We start from the raw sequence: 19,665 nt of genomic DNA on the forward strand, positions 1-19,665 counted from the left end.
ACGGTAAGAACACATGAGCGAAACTTACCTCAGTCAACAGGACTTCAATAATGTTGACGCATGCATGGATTACATGAGTAAAGCGGATGAGGCGGCTGGGGAGTTTACCCAGGTACTTGGGGTTTATCCGCGCTATCCTGCTCTGACTCCGATGGCTGAACTCAGGGAGGCTGCACGCCAGTCCAAATCCTGGGCTTTGAAAAGCAATGTTGATTATTATCTGAACTTTGCCGAACTGTTGGCTGAACTCAACCATTTCGCTGATTATCTTGTCGGGCTGACAGAGGCATCCACTGCTGCGGATATCCGGCGCGGCGCTATTGTCCTTGAGCAAGCGGCGGCGCCGCCCGGACCAGAACCCTCGTACGCTGCCGGGGCGTTGACGAATTGCCTTCAGGTCCTAAGGCACTATCAAATGATCTTGAACCTCCAGGCTGAATTAGGCCGAATTGCTACTCCGGGCTACGAAGAACTTCGTCAGGGCATCTATACAACGCTGCCGCGCCTCGCACAATTCATGTCTTTTTACCTACGCGACCCCGCTGCAACCGGCCGTAATCACGCCGGGTTAGGCAGGGCTGGAGAACTGGCTAAAGACCTTGATCGCGTCTATGCGCTAGGGATGATCGGCATGGCTAACTTTCTTGCCCAGATCCAGCGGATTGCCACCCTGATCTCTGAAGCCAACCACCGCCTCACAGGGGTGGAAAACGCAGGGTCAATGCGAAAATTAGCGACCCACATGAAGCTGATCAAGCGCCAGCTGCTGGTAGCTCAAGGCTACTGCGAAGAGGTCGCGGCGCTGGGTTCACGATCATAATTCAATGTAATAGCAATAAAAAAACCCGCGATTTCTCGCGGGTTTTTCTTAGAACAGCGGACAATTAAACATAGAACGATTTCAGCGGCGGAAAGCCATTGAACTCGATAGCGCTATAGCTGGTGGTGTACGCACCGGTGGACAACCAGTACAAACGGTCACCGATGGCCAGGTTCAACGGCAGGCCGTACTTGTAGTTCTCGTACATGATGTCGGCGCTGTCGCAGGTCGGGCCAGCGATCACGACTTCTTCCATTTCGCCTTTCTTCTCGGTCCAGATCGGAAACTTGATGGCTTCATCCATGGTTTCGATCAGGCCGGAGAACTTGCCCACATCGGTGTAGACCCAACGCTCGACGGCGGTGCGCGATTTACGCGACACCAGCACCACTTCGCTGACCAGAATACCGGCGTTGGCGATCAACGAACGGCCCGGCTCCAGAATGATCTCCGGCAGGTCATCACCGAAGTCTTCCTTGAGATAGCGAATGATTTCTTCAGCGTACGTTTCCAGGCTGTTGGTGCGGGTAATGTAGTTGGCCGGGAAGCCGCCGCCCATGTTGATCAGCTTGAGGACGATGCCGTCTTCTTCTTTAAGACGCTCGAAGATCACTTTGACCTTGGCAATTGCCGCGTCCCAGACGCTGATGTCGCGTTGCTGCGAGCCCACGTGGAACGAGATGCCGTAGGGCACCAGGCCCAGTTCACGGGCAAGAATCAGCAAATCCATGGCCATGTCGGTCTGGCAACCGAATTTGCGCGACAGCGGCCAGTCGGCCGTGGTCGAGCCTTCGGTTAGGATACGCACGTAGACTTTCGAGCCCGGCGCGGCCTTGGCGATGTTGCGCAGGTCAGCTTCGGAGTCGGTGGAGAAAAGACGCACGCCCTTCTCGTAGAAGTAACGGATGTCCCGGGATTTCTTGATGGTGTTGCCGTAGCTGATGCGGTCCGGGTTGACGCCGCGGTCCATCACTTTATCCAGCTCGTAGATCGAGGCGATGTCGAAGCTCGAACCTTTCTCTTTCAGCAGATCAATGATTTCGACCGCTGGGTTGGCCTTGACGGCGTAATAAATGCTGGCGAATTCGAAGCCTGCGCGCAGGTCATCGTAGGCCTTGCTGATCATCGCGGTGTCGATGACCACAAACGGGGTTTCTTGCTTGTCGGCAAACGCCTTCATTTTCTCGAAGGTGCTTTTCTCGAAATAATCTTCGACCTGGATCGACATGCGGGGACTCCTGTTGGCAAACGGTAAAAAACAATGGGTGTGAGCGCGCGGCTCGTGAACGTCCTCCGTATCCCCACTTTGGTTCGCCTACTTCCCAAGGCTGCTCGCCGAAAGCAAAAAGGCCATCCTGATCGTTTCAGAGCTGCTGCGCTTGGCAATACTGCGTTGGAACAAGGCTCGGAATGCTCATTTACAACCAGCAGACTCCGCTTCCTCGCCTTGTTCCGCCTTGTCTTGCCTGCGCTCGCTACGCTCTGAAACGATCAGGCCAGGTGCATGCCTTGGCCTTGCTGTCTCGTCGTCAGTACTTGAGCCGGATGGATCGTTTCCAGCATGGACGTTCGGCGCGAACTGTAGGACCTGAGGGGCCGGAGATCAACTAAAAATGTCGCGATTCTGCCCGTTTTTGCCAGACGGGAATCCACGCGCGTTCAATCAACCCGTAGTAACCGACCGATGTGACAGGGTGATGTTCACCCTCCCGAAAAAAACACGGTCGCGGCGTACTCGATTCCGCTCGCCGAGGCGCGCCATCCCAGCGGGCTGTACCTGTCATTTCTGACAGGTTTCAAACGATGGCAAATGCTCAATACTGGCGCCTCATGACGAGAGGATGCACCCCATGGAAATGCCACCGATCAACCATCAGGCTAATCGAGCCGACGTACCGACTTCCGGTCCGTCGATAACCTCCTACTTTGCGGAAAACGAGGCAGAACTTCTCTACGTCGAACAGTACGTTCCCGAGGCCGGTGACAAGATCCATATTTATTGGTCAGGCTGTAATTTCTATTTCGGTGAACGCGGGGGATACGCAGGCATACAGCATCAAAACGATAAACTCATAGGAGGCCAGATTTTCACGTACAACAATATCTGTTCCATATGGGACCTCGCCTCCGATCCGGCTGAAGCCGAGGTGCGTCTGGACTATGGCATTACAGGCTTGCATTCCAGCCACTTCGGCGGAGAAGGCACTGGGCTGCATACCTCTCACCCTATGCCATGGAGCGTGGATCAGTGGTACGCCATCGTGATTCGACGGTGGTTCATACCCGGCGAATCGGTGACGCGCATGGGCATGTTCATGTACTCCTACAGTGACAAGAAATGGACGCACTACATGTCTGCTTCCGTTCCTGGTCCTGATATTCCCATCACGGGAACGACTTGCACGGGCTTTCTGGAGCGTTTCAGTGGCGACGCGCTGGGCTACCACGGCTATTACGGCCAGCACTTCCGGATGAGCAAGAACGGTTCATGGCAAAGACCCGCTTATTACGTAGCAGCTGCCGGAGGCGACCCTGATACGTGGAATGCCGCGCTGGTGGGTGACGGCGAGGATGATGGAAACGCCAACATGATGCTTATTGCGGGTGGCAGTTTTGGCAACACCGCAAGCACGATCCGATTGCAGCCCAACCAGTTTGATCCTAAACCGAAACCGGCGATGTCCACGGCGGCCCTTTTATCGGTAGACGTCGTTCCGCAGTCGGGGACTAAAAACGTAATCGTGGCTTGGAAGAATGACGAAGCGACGCCACCACAGTTGAGCTACTCAATAGAAATCCGCTCTATCTCTGGAAATGAGCTCGTCGCGTCCGATGCTGAAGCGCGCCCTCATACCCGCTCTTCCATCTTTGCAACGGCTGGGTTACTCCCCGGAGATTACAGGGTCACAATGACTGTCACGGATATCTTCAACAAAACCTCTGTTCCGCGTGACACGACATTCCGGGTCGGAACAACCCTTACAGGGCTCCTGCAAACTCTGCCGTAGGGTGCAGGCATGGGTGCTGAAGTTTGTGCGTCGTTTATTGAACCGATAGCCATCCCCTGCATGACAGGACGTCGCCACCCGCAGCGGCCTGTCATGGACTGACCACGAAAGCCACCTGCAAGAGAATTCCCTCACACCGCTTTACAAAAATGACGTCACCGGCGAGCACCTTAATGTTGATCCTCATATCGTCAGACCCGTCGCAACCTGACATGTCGGCAGTGACGACTCCGCGTCGTCACCGTCAACGTCGGACCGGGCACCAAAGTACCCAAGCCATACACCTCAGTTAGACGCAGCCTGTTCCACCAGATCCGCCGGCGAAACAATGCTGGTCTTCATCCCGCGCGACTGGCCGGAACTCAGGTACGCCGCAATCGATTCCTGCGTCACTTCGCCCAAGAACACATTCTCGGCGTCCAGCACCGGCAGCCATGAGCGGTTGAACTCGTACATCCGCGACAGCAGGATGCGCAAGTGCTCGTCGTAGGCGGCGGTGGCGTTGAACGGGCGCAGGTACTGGTCGCACGTCCCGGCCTGACGGTGCAGGTCGCGGCGGCGGACGTAGCCCATGGCTTTGTTCTCGGCGTCGGTGACCACGACGTAGCGACGGTCGTTTTCGTCCATGATTTCCAGGGCATCTGCCACCGGGGTTTCAGGGCTGACAGACGGCGCGTTGTCCGCTGCATCTTCGGCCTTGACCAGCAGCAGGCGCTTGAGCGTGCTGTCCTGGCCGACGAAGTTGCTGACGAAATCGTCCGCCGGATGCGCGAGCAATGTGTCCGGGTGGTCGATCTGCAGCAGCTTGCCAGCGCGGAAGATGGCGATCTTGTCGCCCAGCTTGATGGCTTCGTCGATGTCGTGGCTGACCATGATCACGGTCTTGTTCAGCGCACGCTGCATCTCGAAAAACTCGTTCTGGATCATCTCGCGGTTGATCGGGTCAACCGCGCCGAACGGCTCGTCCATCAGCAGCAAGGGAGCGTCGGCAGCCAGCGCGCGAATCACGCCGATCCGCTGTTGCTGTCCGCCCGACAATTCGCGCGGGTAGCGGTGCAGATACTGCTTGGGCTCCAGCTTGATCATGCTCATCAGTTCGCGGGCGCGGTCGTGGCACTTCTGCTTATCCCAGCCCAACAGTTTGGGCACGACGACGATGTTTTCTTCGATGGTCATGTTCGGGAACAGACCGATCTGCTGAATCACGTAACCGATGTTGCGGCGCAGGGTGACTTCGTCCAGACCGGTCGTGTCCTCGCCGTTGATCAGCACCTTCCCCGAGGTGGGCATGATCAGCCGGTTGATCATCTTCAGGGTGGTGCTCTTGCCGCAACCCGATGGACCGAGGAACACGCAGATCTCGCCTTCATTGACGGTCAGGCTCACTGAATCGACGGCCTTCACTTCCTTGCCATTGCTCTGGAAGGTTTTGGTGAGGTTTTGCAGTTCAATCATTTGCTTGGCGATCATTTCAGGAGTCCTTTTGGAGTCAGCGAGCGTTGCAGCCATTGCAGAAGCAGGTCGGCTAAGATGGCCAGAATGCTGACCAGTACGGCGCCGACGATCAGCATCGACATGTCGCTGCGGCTGATGGAAGCGAGGATGAGTACGCCAAGACCGCCCGCACCAATGGTGGCGGCAATGGTCATGACACCGATGTTCATGACCACGGCGGTGCGTACGCCGGCGAGGATCACCGGTACGGCAATGGGCAGTTCAACCATGCGCAGGCGCTGGCCGAAGGTCATGCCGATGCCTTTGGCGGCTTCACGAATGCCGGGCTCGACACCGGTCAGCGCCAGGTAGGTGTTGCGCATGATTGGCAGCAGTGAATAGAGAAACACGGCTGTGATCGCGGGCAATGGACCGAGGCCCTGACCAAACTTGGAGTAGAACGGCAGCAACAAGCCAAACAGAGCAATTGACGGGATGGTCAGCAGCACCGTTGCGCTGGCCTGCAACGGCCCGGCAAGCGTCGGGAAGCGCGTCATCAGCACGCCCAAGGGCACGCCGACGAGGATCGCCAGGGTCACGGCGATGCCCACCAGAGTGATGTGCTGCAGGGTCAGGTGCATGACCTGATTCCAGTCCAGATGGGAGAAAGCGCTGAGGAAACTCATGGTTTCTCCTCCTGTTTTGCCGCCGGTGCCGGTGCGACCGGCACGCTCTCGGCGGAAGGATTGATCGGATGCTCGCGCAGGAACTCAGCCGCGACCACGGTAGGACTTTCATGGTCGACGTCGATGCGCGCATTCAGCGTACGCATGGTCTGGTTATCCAGCAGCGCGGCGAGTGGCTTGAGCAGGTCGGCCAGTTGCGGATGCTTGTCCAGGTATTCCTTGCGAATCACGGGCGCTGCGGTGTAATCCGGGAAGTAGTGCTTGTCGTCCTCCAGCACTTTGAGTTTGAAAGCGTTCAGACGGCCATCGGTGGTGTAAACGAGGCCCGCAAAAACCTGCCCGTTGCGCAGTGCGGTGTAGACCAGCCCGGCGTCCATCTGACGGGTGTTTTCACGGCCCAGGTTCATGCCGTAATGCTTGACCATGCCGACCAGCCCGTCGGAACGGTTGGCGAACTCGGTGTCCAGCGCAACGATGTGGCCCTTGTCGGCCTCGGCCTTGAGCACCGTGGTCAGGTCAGACATGGTGTTGATCTGTGGATACTGCTGGGCAATCTTGTCCGGCAGTGCCAGCGCGTAGGTGTTGTTGAACTTGGAGGGGGACAACCAGACCAGCCCCTTCTTGATGTCCAGTTCCTTGACGCGTTGATAGGTCTGTTCGCTGTCGAGTTTCTCGTCGACGTGGTTGTAGGCCACCAGAGACACGCCGGTGTATTCCCACAATAAATCAAGCTGGCCGCTTTCCTGAGCGCTACGCGCCAGGTTACTGCCCAGGCCGCCGGTGATTTGAACCTGATAGCCCTTGTCGCGCAGGTATTGCGCAGTCAACTCGGCCAGCATGGTCTGCTCGGTGAACACTCGCGCGCCAATGCGCAAGACGGGCGCTTCGGCGGGTGCTTCGGCGGGTGCATCTGCGGCTTGGGCAAAACCGGACAGCAACAGCCCGACGCCCATGATCAATGTGCATAACTTCTTCATAGCAATTCCTTTCTCGGCGGGGCTCGAATTATCGAGCCAGGCCGCGTTCCAGCCAGAGACGGCTTGCCAGGGTTACGGCGCCATCAAGCAGCAGCGCCAGCAACGCAGTACACGCAGCGCCCAGCACCAGTTGCGGCTGATTGTTCAGAGCAATACCGGGGAAAATCAGGCTGCCAAGGCTGTTCGCGCCAATCAGAAAGGCCAACGGCGCGGTCCCGACGTTGATCGCCAGTGCCACACGTACACCGCCGATGATGATCGGCACGGCGTTCGGCAGTTCGACACGCCACAGCACCTGACGGGGTGTCATGCCAATGCCGCGGGCGGCTTCTTTGAGGGAACCCTGAACGTTTTTCAGGCCTTCGTAGGTGTTGCGCACGATGGGCAACAACGAAGCGAGGAACAAAGCGAAGATCGCCGGACCGCTGCCGATGCCCAGAATACCCAGAGCGATGGCCAGCACGGCGAGAGGGGGAACGGTGTTACCGATGTTGAAGATCTGCATGAAGCGTTCGGCGCGGCCAACCATGTTCGGTCGGCTCAGGACAATGCCGGTGGGAATCCCGACCACCAGTGCCGCCAGCATCGAAGCCAGCACAAGCACCACGTGGGCTTGCAGATAAAACAGCAGATCGTCCTGATATTGCTTGATGGTACTGATGCCGATCCATTGGACCAGCAGGGCCAGGAGTGCAATGACAATTACACCTCCCAATAGCCCCTTGCCATAGCGATTAGCCACAGGCGGACTCCTTATTTCAGTCGGCGAACGTCTGGCGTGGAGCTGGCCGTTGCAGGCAGCACGCGAACGTTCGCGAAGAGCAGCGGGTGGGTCGCCAGAGAGGCTTTAACCTCGGCGAAAACACAAGCCATGAGCGCAGCTTCGTCAAGCTAACTTGCTGATTTTTCAACCCTTGGCGTGTAGCGATACCAGGGAATGGACGTCTCCTTAACCGCAAAGGTTCCCACGTGAGATGGTATCTGGCCACCCCTGATTGACTGAACGGTTCGGTTATTGGTTTGGTTTGGGCTATAATCGCCGCCCTTTTTTGAATCACCTCTCGGGCGATTTCCCATGACCAGACAGGCCGCCGAAGTCGCGAAACGCCGCACTTTCGCCATCATTTCCCACCCCGATGCGGGTAAGACCACCATCACTGAAAAGCTCCTTCTGATGGGCAAGGCCATTTCCGTCGCCGGTACGGTGAAGTCGCGTAAATCCGACCGTCACGCCACCTCCGACTGGATGGAAATGGAGAAGCAGCGCGGGATTTCCATCACCACCTCGGTCATGCAGTTCCCCTATCGCGATCACATGATCAACCTGCTCGACACCCCGGGCCACGAAGACTTCTCCGAAGACACCTACCGCACGCTGACTGCTGTCGACTCGGCGCTGATGGTCCTCGACGGCGGTAAAGGCGTTGAGCCGCGCACCATTGCGCTGATGGACGTCTGCCGTCTGCGCGACACGCCGATCGTGAGTTTCATCAACAAGCTCGACCGCGACATTCGCGACCCGATCGAGCTGCTGGACGAGATCGAAGCGGTGCTGAAGATCAAAGCAGCGCCGATCACTTGGCCGATTGGTTGCTACCGCGATTTCAAGGGCGTTTACCACCTCGCCGACGACTACATCATCGTCTACACCGCCGGTCACGGTCACGAGCGCACCGAGGTGAAAATCATCGAGAAGCTCGACTCCGACGAGGCGCGCGCTCACCTGGGTGACGAGTACGATCGCTTTGTCGATCAACTGGAGCTGGTGCAGGGTGCCTGCCATGAGTTCAACCAGCAGGAATTTCTCGACGGCCAGTTGACCCCGGTGTTTTTCGGTACGGCGCTGGGCAACTTCGGTGTCGATCACGTGCTCGACGCCGTGGTGGACTGGGCGCCCAAGCCGCTGGCTCGCGTCGCCAACGAGCGCACGGTCGAGCCGGTCGAAGAAAAATTCACCGGTTTTGTGTTCAAGATTCAGGCGAACATGGACCCCAAGCACCGCGACCGCATCGCCTTCATGCGCATCTGCTCCGGCAAATACGACAAGGGGATGAAAATGCGCCACGTGCGCACCGGCAAGGACGTGCGCATTGGCGACGCACTGACGTTCTTCTCCAGCGAGCGTGAGCAGCTGGAAGAAGCCTACGCCGGCGACATCATCGGCCTTCACAACCACGGCACGATTCAGATCGGCGATACCTTCAGCGAAGGCGAAGCCCTGGGTTTCACCGGGATTCCGCACTTCGCCCCCGAGCTGTTCCGCCGCGTGCGCCTGAAGGACCCGCTGAAATCCAAACAGCTTCGGCAGGGTCTGCAGCAACTGGCCGAGGAAGGCGCAACCCAGGTGTTCTTCCCGCAGCGCAGCAACGACATCATCCTCGGCGCCGTCGGTGTGCTGCAGTTCGATGTGGTCGCCAGCCGGCTGAAGGAAGAATACAAGGTCGAATGCGCCTACGAGCCGATCACCGTGTGGTCAGCCCGCTGGATCGATTGCAGCGACAAAAAGAAGCTCGAGGAATTCGAGAACAAGGCCGTGGAAAACCTCGCGGTGGACGGCGGCGGCCACCTGACCTATCTGGCGCCGACGCGGGTCAACCTGGCCTTGATGGAAGAACGCTGGCCCGACGTGAAATTCCGCGCAACGCGGGAACATCACTAAACACTGGTGACCATCAGGCTGCATTGATGATCGTTCCCACGTTCTGCGTGGGAACGATCGGCAACCTGGAGTCAGGCGCAGGGCCCTGTAGGAGCGCGCTTGCCCGCGAAGCTGCACTTCTGACGACGGATTTGTGTCGGTTGTACCTACCCTTCGCGGGCAAGCGCGCTCCTACATCGGGCAACGGCGTGAACCAGATTGGCGTTTGATGATCGTCCGCGGTACCTGGGAACGATCAGTTGACCCTCACTTCACCACCATCCCCACTCCCCTCCCACGAGGATCGGACGCGGTCTCGACTTTCGTGCCGTCAATTTTGATTGCCTGCACATTGCCCATCGACCAGCCCTGGTCTTTCAGGGTGTACCCCATGGCGGTGAGTTCATCGGCAACCGAAGCCGGCATCGGCGCAAATTTCTCGGTGTAGATCGTGTCTTTCGGCAGCAACTGGTGATGAACCCGCTGGGCGGCAACCGCGTCCTTGAGCGGCATGTGGAAGTCGTAGATGTTGTTCAGCACCTGAAACACGGTGGTGAAAATCCGTGAGCCGCCTGGCGTACCCAGCACCAGCGTCACGGCCCCGTCGCGGGTGACGAGGCTTGGGCTCATCGACGACAGCATGCGCTTGCCCGGTTCAATCGCGTTGGCATCACCGCCCACCACACCGAAGGCGTTGGCAACGCCTGGCTTGGAACTGAAGTCATCCATCTCGTCGTTCATCAGAAAACCTGCGCCCTTCACCACCACGCCGCTGCCGTAATCCCAGTTCAGGGTGTAGGTGTTGCTCACCGCATTGCCCTTGGCGTCGACAATGGAGAAGTGCGTGGTCTGATGCGACTCAAGCCCGGCTTTTACGTTCTCCGTGGGGGAGATTGCCGTCGGGTTGACCTCATGAGCGCGCTTGGCCAGGTAAGCGTGATCGGTCAACTGACTCACCGGCGCCACCGAAAAGTCCGGGTCGCCCAGGTAGTTGGCGCGATCGGCGAATACGCGTTTTTCAATTTCAGCGAGCAGATGGACGTAGCGCGCCGAATTAAGCGGCACGCCGTTGAAGTCGTCCGCGAGCTGCTGCTTCATGCCGATCAGCTGTGCCAGGGCAATGCCGCCTGAGCTGGGCAATGGCGCGGTATAGAGCGTGTTGCCGTTGAAGTTGACGTGCAACGGCTTGCGCCAGATGGCTTTGTAATCCTGCAGGTCCTGCCGGGTAATCAGGCCGTTGTCGTGCTGCATCTGGGCCACCAGCAAATCGGCGGTCTGGCCCTGATAGAACTCATTGACGCCTTTGCTGGCAATCCGTTCCAGTGTCTTGGCCAGCTCCGGCTGACGGAACGTCTCGCCGGCCTTCATGTTGCCAAAATAGTCGGCAAAGTTGGTCTTGCCGTTGAGCTGTTTGATCGCTTCGGCGCCATACATGTACTGCTTGTCGGCCACCGTGAAGCCATTTTTGGCGTAACCAATGGCCGGTGTCAGCAGTTCTGACCACGGCAATTTGCCGAACTTCTGATGCGCCTCCCACAAGCCCATCACTGTGCCAGGCACACCTGACGCGCGCGCCCCGACGAGGCTCATTCCCGGAATGACTTCGCCTTTATCGTCCAGGTACATATTGCGTGTCGCGGACTTGGGCGCCGCTTCGCGGTAATCCAGAAAATACGGCTTGCCGTTCATGAACAGCGTCATGAAGCCACCGCCGCCGATGTTGCCCGCTTCGGGATAGGTCACCGCCAGCGTAAAGGCTGTGGCGACGGCAGCATCGACGGCGTTGCCGCCTTTCTTGAGGATTTGCGCCGCCACTTGAGCGCCGTATTGATCAGGGGACGCCACGGCGCCACCCTCCAGCGCCACGGCAAACACCGGCGAGCTCGCGACGAACATCACCGACAGGGCAAGGGTTTTGAGGGTCACTGCACGCATGGGGCTTCCTTGATGAAAAATGCGACAGCTTGAGGCTGACGTGCTGTCTGGAGGCTGAAGAGACTAACGGTCCGGCTGCACATTAATGATGAAACTTGCCGCAAACGCAAACGGCCACCCGAAGGTGACCGTTTGGCCTGGCCAGGAAGGTCCGTCAAGCCGACAAGGTCAGCCCTTGATGCAATCGCGCTTGATCCAGTCCAGCACCGACGTGGTTTCAGGCACCCAACCCAGCAGCTCCCGAGCATGTTTGCCGCGCACTCGGCTGTTGGAGCCCAGACCGTAGTTGGCCATCTCATAACCCCACTCGGCCTCCGCGTCTTTCAGTGGCCAGTCCTGAGCCGGGCCCAGGCCCAAGGCTTCTGCGATGGCGTTGCTCATGTCGCGGAACGACGCCTCGCCGCTCTCGACGAAGTAGAAAGTGCCCGCCGGGGTGTTTTCCAGCGCCAGGGCGTAGAGCTCGACGACGTCATTGATGTGCACGTTGGACCAGATGTTGCCGCCGGTTCCGACATGGCGAACGACGCCGCTTTTGCGCGCCTGTTTGATGAGCCGCGGCAACTGCACACTGTCGCGACGGACACCCAGGCTATGGCCGTAAATCAGCGAGTTGCACAGCACCGCCGAGCGTACGCCATCATTCGCTGCGGCCAGAACCAGATCATCGATCGCCACCCGCGCGGCCTTGTCCGGTGTGGCTGCCGGCAGTTGACCTTCGTAGTAGATGTTGTCCGAGCCTTCACCCCCCGATGCATCGCCAACGATGCTCGACCCGCTGGTGTGCAAGAACGGCTTGTTTGTACCGCGCAAACCGCTGAGCAGTGCTTCGACCGCGCCACGATGATCACTGCTGGCAGCATTGATGACGCCGTCCGCTTTGCGCGCCTGCTCGATGAGCAACGCTTCGTCGTCAAGCGTACCGATGACCGGCTCGATGCCGAGCGCCTTGAGCTCGGCTGCTTGTTCAGCGTTGCGCACCAGACCTGTGACCTGATGGCCTTTGTTGACCAGACCGGTTGCGATGGAGCCACCGATGAAACCTGCGGCGCCGGTAATGAATACGTTCATGGGTGACTCCCTTGTGGCTTGAATGTGGGAGTCAGTATCGACCGATGGTTGATTGTGAAAAAGGCAGGCCAAACCAAATCAGTCTTGCGCTCAGCTCATGAATGCTTCTGCACCACCGGGTACACGACGGGCCGCTCCCGACGCAGATTCATCGCCAGAACACTGGCCAGCACGACGATCGAACCGACGATGACTTGCTGTGAAGGCAACTCGCCCAGCATCACCGAGGCGATTGCGATGGCCATGGGTGGCGTGAGGTACAAGCTCATCGACGCGCGGCTGACGTCCATGTGTTTCAAAACGTAGGCCCAGGCCAGGTAAGCCAGCGCGCTGGGAAAGAGTCCCAGAACACCCACTGCCACGTTGACCCGCAGCGGCGCATTGAAAATTTCGCCAATCAGCCCCGGCAGATAGACCAGCAAGAAAACTGTGCCCGCCCACACTGTGTAACAGACCATGGTCAGCCCGTCGTAGCGATGGCTGTGACGCTTCTGCAGGGAGAAATAAACACTCCAGGAAAACGCCGCAACCAGGATGAGCAGGCCCCGTGCATTCAGGTGTCCAATGCCACGGTCGCCGGTGACGACAATCGCAGCGCCCACCAGCCCAAGCGCAACGCAGCCCCAACGCCAGGCGCTGACCCGCTCCTTGAAGACGAAATGCGCCAGCAGCGCTGTGAACAGGGGCGTCGATTGCACCAGAACGCTGGATGCCCCGGCGGTCACGCCAGCCTGGCCAAAGTTAAGCGCGATGTGATGCAGGCTGACCGCAAAGAAACCGAGCACGGCGAGCAATGGCAAATCTTTCGGACGCGGCAGAGAGATGCGCAACGACGAGGCGATGATCAGCATGAAGGCGGAAGCAATGAGAAAGCGCAGCAGCGCCAGATGACCGGGCTCGTAGGCCTGCAAACCGATGCGGATGCCGGTGGGCGAGAAACCCCAGCAGGCGATTACAAAGAAGGTCGCGAGAACGACTTTCAGCCGCTGCCAGCGCACGCCGGCGTTTTCGGCAAAGCCCGGCCCCTGCAGAATTTCATTTACCGCCGCCATATCGATACTCCAGTGAACCGGCCCGCCGCCTGCCCTTGGCCGCGAGTATCGAAACATCCTATGCTCACCACAACCGAACAATAATGACTTAACTCCTCACTTTTGGTGATGAATGGAATTGGCTCAGATCCGCATGTTCAAAACCGTCGCGGACACCGGCAGCATCGCCCGCGCCGCCGAGGTGTTGCACTGCGTGCCGTCGAACATCACCGCGCGCCTCAAGACGCTGGAGGCGGAGCTGGGAACCGAATTGTTTTACCGTCAGGGCCGTGGATTGAGGATCAGTCCGGCCGGGGAAATCTTCCTCACGTATGCGGGCAAGATGTTGAGCCTGGCCGACGAAGCCAAACGCGCAGTGCATCCGGATGCAGCGCCGTCCGGCCCGTTGCGAATCGGCGCCATCGAGTCGTCAGCAACTGCCCGCCTGCCCCGGTTGCTGGCACGCTTCCATGCCCGCTACCCGCAGGTGTCGCTGGAGCTGACTACCGGCACCGGCACGCAACTGCTCGACGCCACGCTCAATCAAAAACTCGACGGCGCCATTGTCGCCATTGATGTGAAACGTCCGCGCCTCAAGCGCACGTCGATGTACCGCGAGGACCTCGTGCTGATCGCCGCCGAGTCGTTGGGGCCGATTCACAGCGCGGCAGACTTGCAGGGCAAATCCATTTTCATGTGGCCCGACGGCTGCCCCTATCGGGCGGCGCTGGAGCGCTGGTTACAGAACAATGGCCAAACCCAGTCCATTGTCAGCATCGCCAATTACGGCACCATCGTCGGATGCGTCAGCGCGGGTGCCGGCGTGGCGCTGGTGCCCAAGGGCGTCTATGAGCAATACCGGAAAGGCTCGGGCTGGGTAGGTTATGAATTTGCTGAACTGACCTCCATCGACAACCTGTTCTACTGGCACGAGAACGCCGAACATCATCCGGCACGCGAGGCGTTGGTGGCGATGCTGCGTGAGGAATTCAGTGAGGTGCGTGCGGATTGAAGGCGTACCTCAAACCCACCGACAGCCTATCGGTTGAATGAGCCGGCCGCGGGTGCACGCATTCCGCTGTAGGAGCGCGCTTGCCCGCGAACGGGGAAGTCCATTCAGCACAGCAACGCCTGAGGAGATGCATTCGCCAGCAAGCCGGTTCCTACGGATGTGTGCAGCCCGCTGGATTTGATATTTGCGGGGCCAAGTGTAGGAGCGCGCTTGCCCGCGAACGGGGAAGTCCATTCAACACACCAACGCCTGAAAATATGCATTCGCCAGCAAGCCGGCTCCTACGGATGTGTGCAGCCCGCGGGATTTGAGATTTGCGGGGCCAAGTGTAGGAGCGCGCTTGCCCGCGAACGGGAGGTCCATTCAACACACCAACGCCTGAAGAGATGCATTCGCCAGCAAGCCGGCTCCTACGGATGTGTGCAGGGCGCGGGATTTGATATTTGCGGTCATGCGGCGCGCATTTATTCGCTCTAAGCGGCGTACACCGCCAGCTTCTGCTGAATGAAATCCAGAAAACATTGAATCCGCAGCGCCAGCTGTGAGTTGCGGTAATAGACCGCATGGATCGGCTGACGATAACCGCTGTTGGCCTCGGGCAGGATGACGATCAGCCGGCCATGACGGATGTCATCGTGGGTCATGAAGTGTGACAGGCAGACGATGCCCTGCCCCGCCAGCGCCAGCTGACGTAACGTTTCACCGCTGGAGGCCGACACCGTTGGCTGGATGAAAAGGCGATCCCCGTCGGCATGACGAAGCGGCCAGTGATTGAGGGTTTCGGTCTGCGTGAAGCCCAGCAGCGAATGCTCGCTCAGCGCTGCCACGGTGTTCGGCGTGCCGTGTTTCTCGAGGTATTGGGGGCTCGCCAGGATGTTCAGCGGACTGGTGCCGAGCGGGCGGGCGTGCAACGTCGAGTCGGCCAGCACGCCGATACGGATGGCCACGTCGGTGCTCTGCTCCAGCAGATCAATGATGAGGTCATTGCTGTTCAGTTCCAGCTGGATGTCGGGATAGAGCGCTCGGAATTCGGCAACGTACGGAACGATCGAATGCAGCATGAATGGCGACGCCGCATTGATCCGCAAGCGACCCGATGGCGTCTGCTGGCGCACCGACATGCGCTCTTCAAGCTCTTCCATCTGGTTCAGAATCTGCCTGGCCCGCTCAAGGAAAAACTTGCCCTCCTCTGTCAGGTCCATGCGCCGCGTGGTGCGGTTGATCAACGTGGTCCCCAGCTTGCCTTCAAGTCGCGACAGCGTGCGGCTGATTGCCGAAGGCGTCTGGCCAACCTGCTCGGCAGCGGCAGAAATCGAGCCGCTTTCAATCACCGTGACAAACACCTGCAACTCATCCGATCTGGCTTTCACTGTCATCCCTCGCCTGCAAGAAGAGCGTCAAGCTACTAGTTGCAAGCTACAAGCTTCAAGCTTCAAGCTTCAAGCTTCAAGCTTCAAGCTTCAAGCTACGAGCTACGAGCTACGAGCCACAAGCTACAAGCTACAAGCTACAAGCTACAAGCTACAAGCTACAAGCTACAAGCCGAGCGTACGCATCGCACACACGCTTGAGGCTTGAGGCTTGAGACTTGAGGCTTGAGGCTTGAGGCTTGAGGCTTGAAGCTTGAAGCCTAGCCCGCCAATACCGACGCCAAGTGCGCTTCATAGCGTTTCACGTCTGCGTCGATGTTCGGCACCTTCATCACGTCAACCGCCAAAAAAGTCGGCAGGCCGGTCATGCCGAGAAACTGGTTGGCTTTGTGGAAGGGAAAGTAGACCGCGTCGACGCCCTTGGCTTCGAAGAAGTCCGACGGGTCGTCAAAGGCCGGCTGCGGCGCGTTCCAGGTCGCCGAGATCATGTATTGCTTGCCGTGCAGCAAGCCGCCGCTGCCGTACTTGCGCGAGGCATCGGAACGGCTGCGACCATCGTTGGCGTAAAGGCTGCCATGACCTTCGGTAAACACCTCGTCGATGTATTTCTTCACCGTCCATGGCGCGCCCATCCACCAGCCGGGCATTTGCCAGATGATCACATCGGCCCAGAGAAATTTCTGCACCTCGGCGGCCACGTCGTAGCCTGCGTCGATGTACGTCTGTTGCACCTCAAAGCCGGCACGGTCCAAAAACGCCAGACCAGCCTCATGCAGAGTCGCGTTATAACGACCTTCCGAATGCGCAAATTGTTTGCCGCCGTTGAGAAACAGTACTTTCTTCATATCAAGCCTCGTCCGAAGTCAACGCGGCCTGCGCCTGGGCAGTGCCGGATTGAGCGTTATCTGTATGGAATGGACGGCAGGATATCGATGGGATGGGGCAAGAATAAGCAGCGGCGCAGCAAAATACCTTTGCGCTGGATTCACGAATGACACACGTATTGGTGAATTCTCGCGCTCAATGTAGGGAATGCGCGCTATGAGCGGACGACTAGATGCCGGCGCGCCTCGCTTAACCCGCAATCATCAAGTGGGCGCCCAGCAAAGCCATGCCGATGAAGAATATGCGCTTGAACAGCAACGCGCTGATGCGCTGACGCAGCCATTGCCCGAACATCATGCCGAGCAGCGCCGGCAGCAGCGCGAGCACAGAGGCTCCCATTTCTGCGCTGCCCACTGCGCCATTCCAGAACAGCCCCACGCCCAGCGCCAGCGTTGAGACGGTGAACGACAACCCCAATGCCTGGACCAGTTCATTGCGATCAAGTCGCAGCCCCTGAATATAAGGCACCGCGGGAATGACAAAGACGCCAGTGGCTGATGTGACCAGGCCGGTAACCAGCCCGCACAGAGGCCCGAGCCAGCGCTCGGCAGCGGGCGGGACATTGAGTGTCGGCAGGAACAGCCCGCACAGGGCATACACAAACAGCGCAGCCCCCAATGCCCTCGCCATCCCGTGCCCATTGCCGAGCCCCAGCGTGTAAGAGCCGATCATCGTGCCGATGACGATCATCAGCAACAGCGGCCATAAACGAACGCACAGGCCGCGCAGATGCCCGCCCGTCGCCAGCTGCCAAAAATTGGTGAGCGTCGATGGAATCAGCAGCAAGGCTGCCGCCTGGGTTGGCAGCATCATCACCCCGAGCAAACCCATCGCCACCGTCGGCAGTCCCATGCCGATCACCCCTTTGACCGTCCCTGCCAGCAGAAACGTCAGCATGACCAGCACCGAAAAACTCCAGCCAAGGTCCTGGTACAGAGTGAAAAAAGCAGCCATGAGCGCATCCTGCGAAAGTCGACGGTTGAAAAGCGAATATCGGCGCCACTTCACCACATTCGGCCACCTGCGGAAACGGCAAACATCGGCATCGCTACCAAGCGCTGGCTGTCAGCTAAAACACCAAGCAGGCCAGCTTTCCATTTTTGCCAACCCGACTTGCCATTTGTGACGTTTCCCCATCGCCAGCAATTTCCTAGGATCGTCTCACGTCGTTGACGCCTGGCTCGCCAGCCATCACATGTTTGAAGGGGGAATGTCTATGTCCGATGCAACCGAGCGTCTGTGGGGCGCGCGCTTCAAGTCCGGACCGGCCGAAGCGATGGCCAACCTGTCGCGCTCGCCGGCCGCCTATTTCCGCATGACGCCCTACGACGTTGCCGGCTCGAAAGCCCACGCCCATGAGCTGGAACGCGCAGGCTTGCTGGACGCTGACGAGACGCAGCGTATCATCGCCGCCCTGCACTCGATCGACGAGGACTTTGCCGCCGGCAAGGTCCAGCCCATTGCCGCAGACGAAGACGTACACACCTTCATCGAGCGCCTGCTCACCGAACGGCTCGGCGCACTGGGCGGCAAGCTTCGCGCCGGGCGCTCGCGCAATGACCAGACGGCCAACGACATGCGCCTGTTTCTGCGCGACCGGATTCGCCTGCTGACCTTGTCGGTCCTTGATCTGCAACAGGCGCTGGTCGACCAGGCCGAGCAGCACGTCAACACCATCGCGCCAGGCTTCACCCACCTGCAACAGGCGCAGCCGATTGTCTTCGGCCACCACTTGATGGCCCACGCCCAAGCAATTCATCGCGACATCCAGCGGCTACAGGACTGGGATCGGCGCTTCAACCTTTCACCGCTCGGCGCTGCCGCCATGGCCGGGTCTGCGATTGCGCATGACCCTCAGCGTTCGGCAGCAGAGATGGGCTACGCAGGGCCGTGCGAGAACTCCATCGACGCCGTTGCCAGCCGCGATCATGTGGCTGAGTTTCTGTTCTGCGCGAGCATGCTGGGCATCAACATCTCGCGAATGGCCGAGGAGTTCTGCATCTGGACGTCGCGGCAGTTTCGTTGGGTCGAACTCGACGATGCCTACGCCACAGGCAGCTCGATCATGCCGCAGAAAAAGAACCCGGACATCGCTGAGCTGGCCCGGGGCAAGTCAGGCCGATTGATCGGCTCACTGACGGCGATTCTCTCGGTGCTCAAGGCGCAGCCGCTGTCTTACAACCGGGATTTGAGCGAAGACAAGCATGCGATCTTCGATGCAGTGGACACGCTGAATCTGGTGCTGCCCGCCTTCGCCGGCATGGTTCGCACGATGAAGGTGCGCAAGGACGAGTTGCTGCGTCAGGCGCCGCTGGGCTTCACCCTGGCGACGGAAATCGCGGACTGGCTGGCGGTGCGCGGCGTGCCGTTCAAGGAAGCGCACGAGATCACCGGGCAACTGGTGCAACTGTGTGAGGCGCAGGACATCGGCTTGCCCGAGCTGACACCGCAAATGCTTGCGGACACCGATGCCCGCCTGACGCCGGAAGTGCTTGAGAGCCTGACGCTGGAGGCGGCGCTGGCGGCGCGCAGCGGTTGGGGCGGGACGTCGCCGGCTCGGGTGGCGGAGCAGATTGAGCGGTTCAAACTGCACCTGACCGCCCAAGAGCAGTGGGCCAACGATTACAGCGGCCCGCGGGGTTAGTTGTCATTGGGACAGACCTTTGCCGGGAAGCGCGCACAGTGTGGGACCGGCTTTAGCCGGGAAAACGTCGGATGTCACGCCGCCAAATCGCGGTGTCGGTGCTGGCCTCTTCCCGGCTGAAGACGGTCCCACTGATTGACCGCGTGCATAGTGTGGG

Annotated in this window: 16 protein-coding genes; 5 read left to right on the top strand and 11 right to left on the bottom strand. The window is 59.2% G+C overall.

Features of this window, described 5'->3' with window-relative positions:
- Positions 1–13: 13 nt before the first annotated feature.
- The gene (locus LT42_RS12030; RefSeq protein ID WP_037012649.1) at positions 14–820 is read left to right on the top strand and encodes a hypothetical protein; all 807 of its coding nucleotides are present in this window, start codon (positions 14–16) and stop codon (positions 818–820) included.
- 64 nt (positions 821–884) lie between these two features.
- On the opposite strand, the gene LT42_RS12035 is transcribed toward LT42_RS12030, so the two are convergent.
- A complete protein-coding gene (locus tag LT42_RS12035) occupies positions 885–2,048 on the bottom strand; it encodes a type III PLP-dependent enzyme (protein ID WP_037012650.1) in 1,164 nt (387 codons plus the stop codon).
- Between the two features lie 622 nt (positions 2,049–2,670).
- Between LT42_RS12035 and LT42_RS12040 the strand changes: the two genes are divergently transcribed.
- Positions 2,671–3,828, top strand: a complete 1,158-nt coding sequence (locus LT42_RS12040; RefSeq protein ID WP_037012651.1) for a DUF3472 domain-containing protein — start codon at positions 2,671–2,673, stop codon at positions 3,826–3,828.
- Between the two features lie 285 nt (positions 3,829–4,113).
- Here LT42_RS12040 and LT42_RS12045 read toward each other — a convergent pair whose 3' ends face one another.
- From LT42_RS12045 to LT42_RS12060, 4 genes are read right to left on the bottom strand one after another with little or no spacing between them, the layout of a single operon-like run.
- The gene (locus LT42_RS12045; RefSeq protein ID WP_037013288.1) at positions 4,114–5,283 is read right to left on the bottom strand and encodes an osmoprotectant ABC transporter ATP-binding protein OsmV; all 1,170 of its coding nucleotides are present in this window, start codon (positions 5,281–5,283) and stop codon (positions 4,114–4,116) included.
- Positions 5,284–5,294: 11 nt separating this feature from the next.
- Positions 5,295–5,948 carry an ABC transporter permease gene (locus tag LT42_RS12050; RefSeq protein ID WP_037012653.1) on the bottom strand — a complete coding sequence of 218 codons (654 nt, stop codon included), beginning with the start codon at positions 5,946–5,948 and terminating at the stop codon, positions 5,295–5,297.
- A complete protein-coding gene (locus tag LT42_RS12055; protein WP_081955354.1) occupies positions 5,945–6,925 on the bottom strand; it encodes a glycine betaine ABC transporter substrate-binding protein in 981 nt (326 codons plus the stop codon). Before LT42_RS12055 ends, LT42_RS12050 begins: the two co-directional genes overlap by 4 nt.
- 28 nt (positions 6,926–6,953) lie before the next feature.
- Complete coding sequence (locus tag LT42_RS12060; RefSeq protein ID WP_037012654.1) at positions 6,954–7,667, bottom strand: ABC transporter permease; 714 nt, start codon at positions 7,665–7,667, stop codon at positions 6,954–6,956.
- Positions 7,668–8,000: 333 nt separating this feature from the next.
- Here LT42_RS12060 and LT42_RS12065 point away from each other — a divergent pair, with 333 nt between their 5' ends.
- A complete protein-coding gene (locus tag LT42_RS12065) occupies positions 8,001–9,584 on the top strand; it encodes a peptide chain release factor 3 (protein ID WP_037012656.1) in 1,584 nt (527 codons plus the stop codon).
- Between the two features lie 246 nt (positions 9,585–9,830).
- On the opposite strand, the gene ggt is transcribed toward LT42_RS12065, so the two are convergent.
- From ggt to LT42_RS12080, 3 genes are all read right to left on the bottom strand, one after another.
- Positions 9,831–11,498, bottom strand: a complete 1,668-nt coding sequence (gene ggt / locus LT42_RS12070) for a gamma-glutamyltransferase (RefSeq protein ID WP_037012658.1) — start codon at positions 11,496–11,498, stop codon at positions 9,831–9,833.
- Between the two features lie 168 nt (positions 11,499–11,666).
- Positions 11,667–12,566: an NAD-dependent epimerase/dehydratase family protein gene (locus LT42_RS12075; protein ID WP_037012659.1), complete on the bottom strand. Its 900-nt coding sequence runs from the start codon at positions 12,564–12,566 to the stop codon at positions 11,667–11,669.
- A 95-nt stretch (positions 12,567–12,661) separates the two neighbouring features.
- Positions 12,662–13,618: a DMT family transporter gene (locus tag LT42_RS12080; RefSeq protein ID WP_081955355.1), complete on the bottom strand. Its 957-nt coding sequence runs from the start codon at positions 13,616–13,618 to the stop codon at positions 12,662–12,664.
- A 112-nt stretch (positions 13,619–13,730) separates the two neighbouring features.
- On the opposite strand from LT42_RS12080, the gene LT42_RS12085 reads away from it, so the two are divergent.
- Positions 13,731–14,609 (top strand): LysR family transcriptional regulator, encoded by an 879-nt coding sequence (locus tag LT42_RS12085; protein WP_037012661.1) that lies wholly within the window; start codon positions 13,731–13,733, stop codon positions 14,607–14,609.
- Between the two features lie 473 nt (positions 14,610–15,082).
- On the opposite strand, the gene LT42_RS12090 is transcribed toward LT42_RS12085, so the two are convergent.
- The 3 genes from LT42_RS12090 to LT42_RS12100 all read right to left on the bottom strand — a co-directional run bounded on the left by LT42_RS12090 (position 15,083) and on the right by LT42_RS12100 (position 17,818).
- Positions 15,083–15,979 carry a LysR family transcriptional regulator gene (locus LT42_RS12090; protein ID WP_208855897.1) on the bottom strand — a complete coding sequence of 299 codons (897 nt, stop codon included), beginning with the start codon at positions 15,977–15,979 and terminating at the stop codon, positions 15,083–15,085.
- Positions 15,980–16,239: 260 nt separating this feature from the next.
- Positions 16,240–16,824 carry an NADPH:quinone oxidoreductase MdaB gene (gene mdaB / locus LT42_RS12095; protein WP_037012664.1) on the bottom strand — a complete coding sequence of 195 codons (585 nt, stop codon included), beginning with the start codon at positions 16,822–16,824 and terminating at the stop codon, positions 16,240–16,242.
- 229 nt (positions 16,825–17,053) lie between these two features.
- Positions 17,054–17,818: a sulfite exporter TauE/SafE family protein gene (locus LT42_RS12100; RefSeq protein ID WP_037012665.1), complete on the bottom strand. Its 765-nt coding sequence runs from the start codon at positions 17,816–17,818 to the stop codon at positions 17,054–17,056.
- A 262-nt stretch (positions 17,819–18,080) separates the two neighbouring features.
- Here LT42_RS12100 and argH point away from each other — a divergent pair, with 262 nt between their 5' ends.
- Positions 18,081–19,508 (top strand): argininosuccinate lyase, encoded by a 1,428-nt coding sequence (argH, locus tag LT42_RS12105; protein ID WP_037012667.1) that lies wholly within the window; start codon positions 18,081–18,083, stop codon positions 19,506–19,508.
- The last annotated feature ends 157 nt before the right edge of the window (positions 19,509–19,665 follow it).

It is taken from the genome of Pseudomonas lutea (assembly GCF_000759445.1).
In the GTDB taxonomy this organism is placed as follows: domain Bacteria; phylum Pseudomonadota; class Gammaproteobacteria; order Pseudomonadales; family Pseudomonadaceae; genus Aquipseudomonas; species Aquipseudomonas lutea.

Coding starts and splice junctions, on each gene's coding strand:
- mdaB (WP_037012664.1), bottom strand. CDS start 16,824: ATGAAGAAAGTACTGTTTCTCAACGGCGGCAAACAATTTGCGCATTCG.
- LT42_RS12075 (WP_037012659.1), bottom strand. CDS start 12,566: ATGAACGTATTCATTACCGGCGCCGCAGGTTTCATCGGTGGCTCCATC.
- LT42_RS12055 (WP_081955354.1), bottom strand. CDS start 6,925: ATGAAGAAGTTATGCACATTGATCATGGGCGTCGGGCTGTTGCTGTCC.
- LT42_RS12100 (WP_037012665.1), bottom strand. CDS start 17,818: ATGGCTGCTTTTTTCACTCTGTACCAGGACCTTGGCTGGAGTTTTTCG.
- ggt (WP_037012658.1), bottom strand. CDS start 11,498: ATGCGTGCAGTGACCCTCAAAACCCTTGCCCTGTCGGTGATGTTCGTC.
- LT42_RS12045 (WP_037013288.1), bottom strand. CDS start 5,283: ATGATTGAACTGCAAAACCTCACCAAAACCTTCCAGAGCAATGGCAAG.
- LT42_RS12065 (WP_037012656.1), top strand. CDS start 8,001: ATGACCAGACAGGCCGCCGAAGTCGCGAAACGCCGCACTTTCGCCATC.
- LT42_RS12040 (WP_037012651.1), top strand. CDS start 2,671: ATGGAAATGCCACCGATCAACCATCAGGCTAATCGAGCCGACGTACCG.
- argH (WP_037012667.1), top strand. CDS start 18,081: ATGTCCGATGCAACCGAGCGTCTGTGGGGCGCGCGCTTCAAGTCCGGA.
- LT42_RS12080 (WP_081955355.1), bottom strand. CDS start 13,618: ATGGCGGCGGTAAATGAAATTCTGCAGGGGCCGGGCTTTGCCGAAAAC.
- LT42_RS12035 (WP_037012650.1), bottom strand. CDS start 2,048: ATGTCGATCCAGGTCGAAGATTATTTCGAGAAAAGCACCTTCGAGAAA.
- LT42_RS12050 (WP_037012653.1), bottom strand. CDS start 5,948: ATGAGTTTCCTCAGCGCTTTCTCCCATCTGGACTGGAATCAGGTCATG.
- LT42_RS12030 (WP_037012649.1), top strand. CDS start 14: ATGAGCGAAACTTACCTCAGTCAACAGGACTTCAATAATGTTGACGCA.
- LT42_RS12085 (WP_037012661.1), top strand. CDS start 13,731: ATGGAATTGGCTCAGATCCGCATGTTCAAAACCGTCGCGGACACCGGC.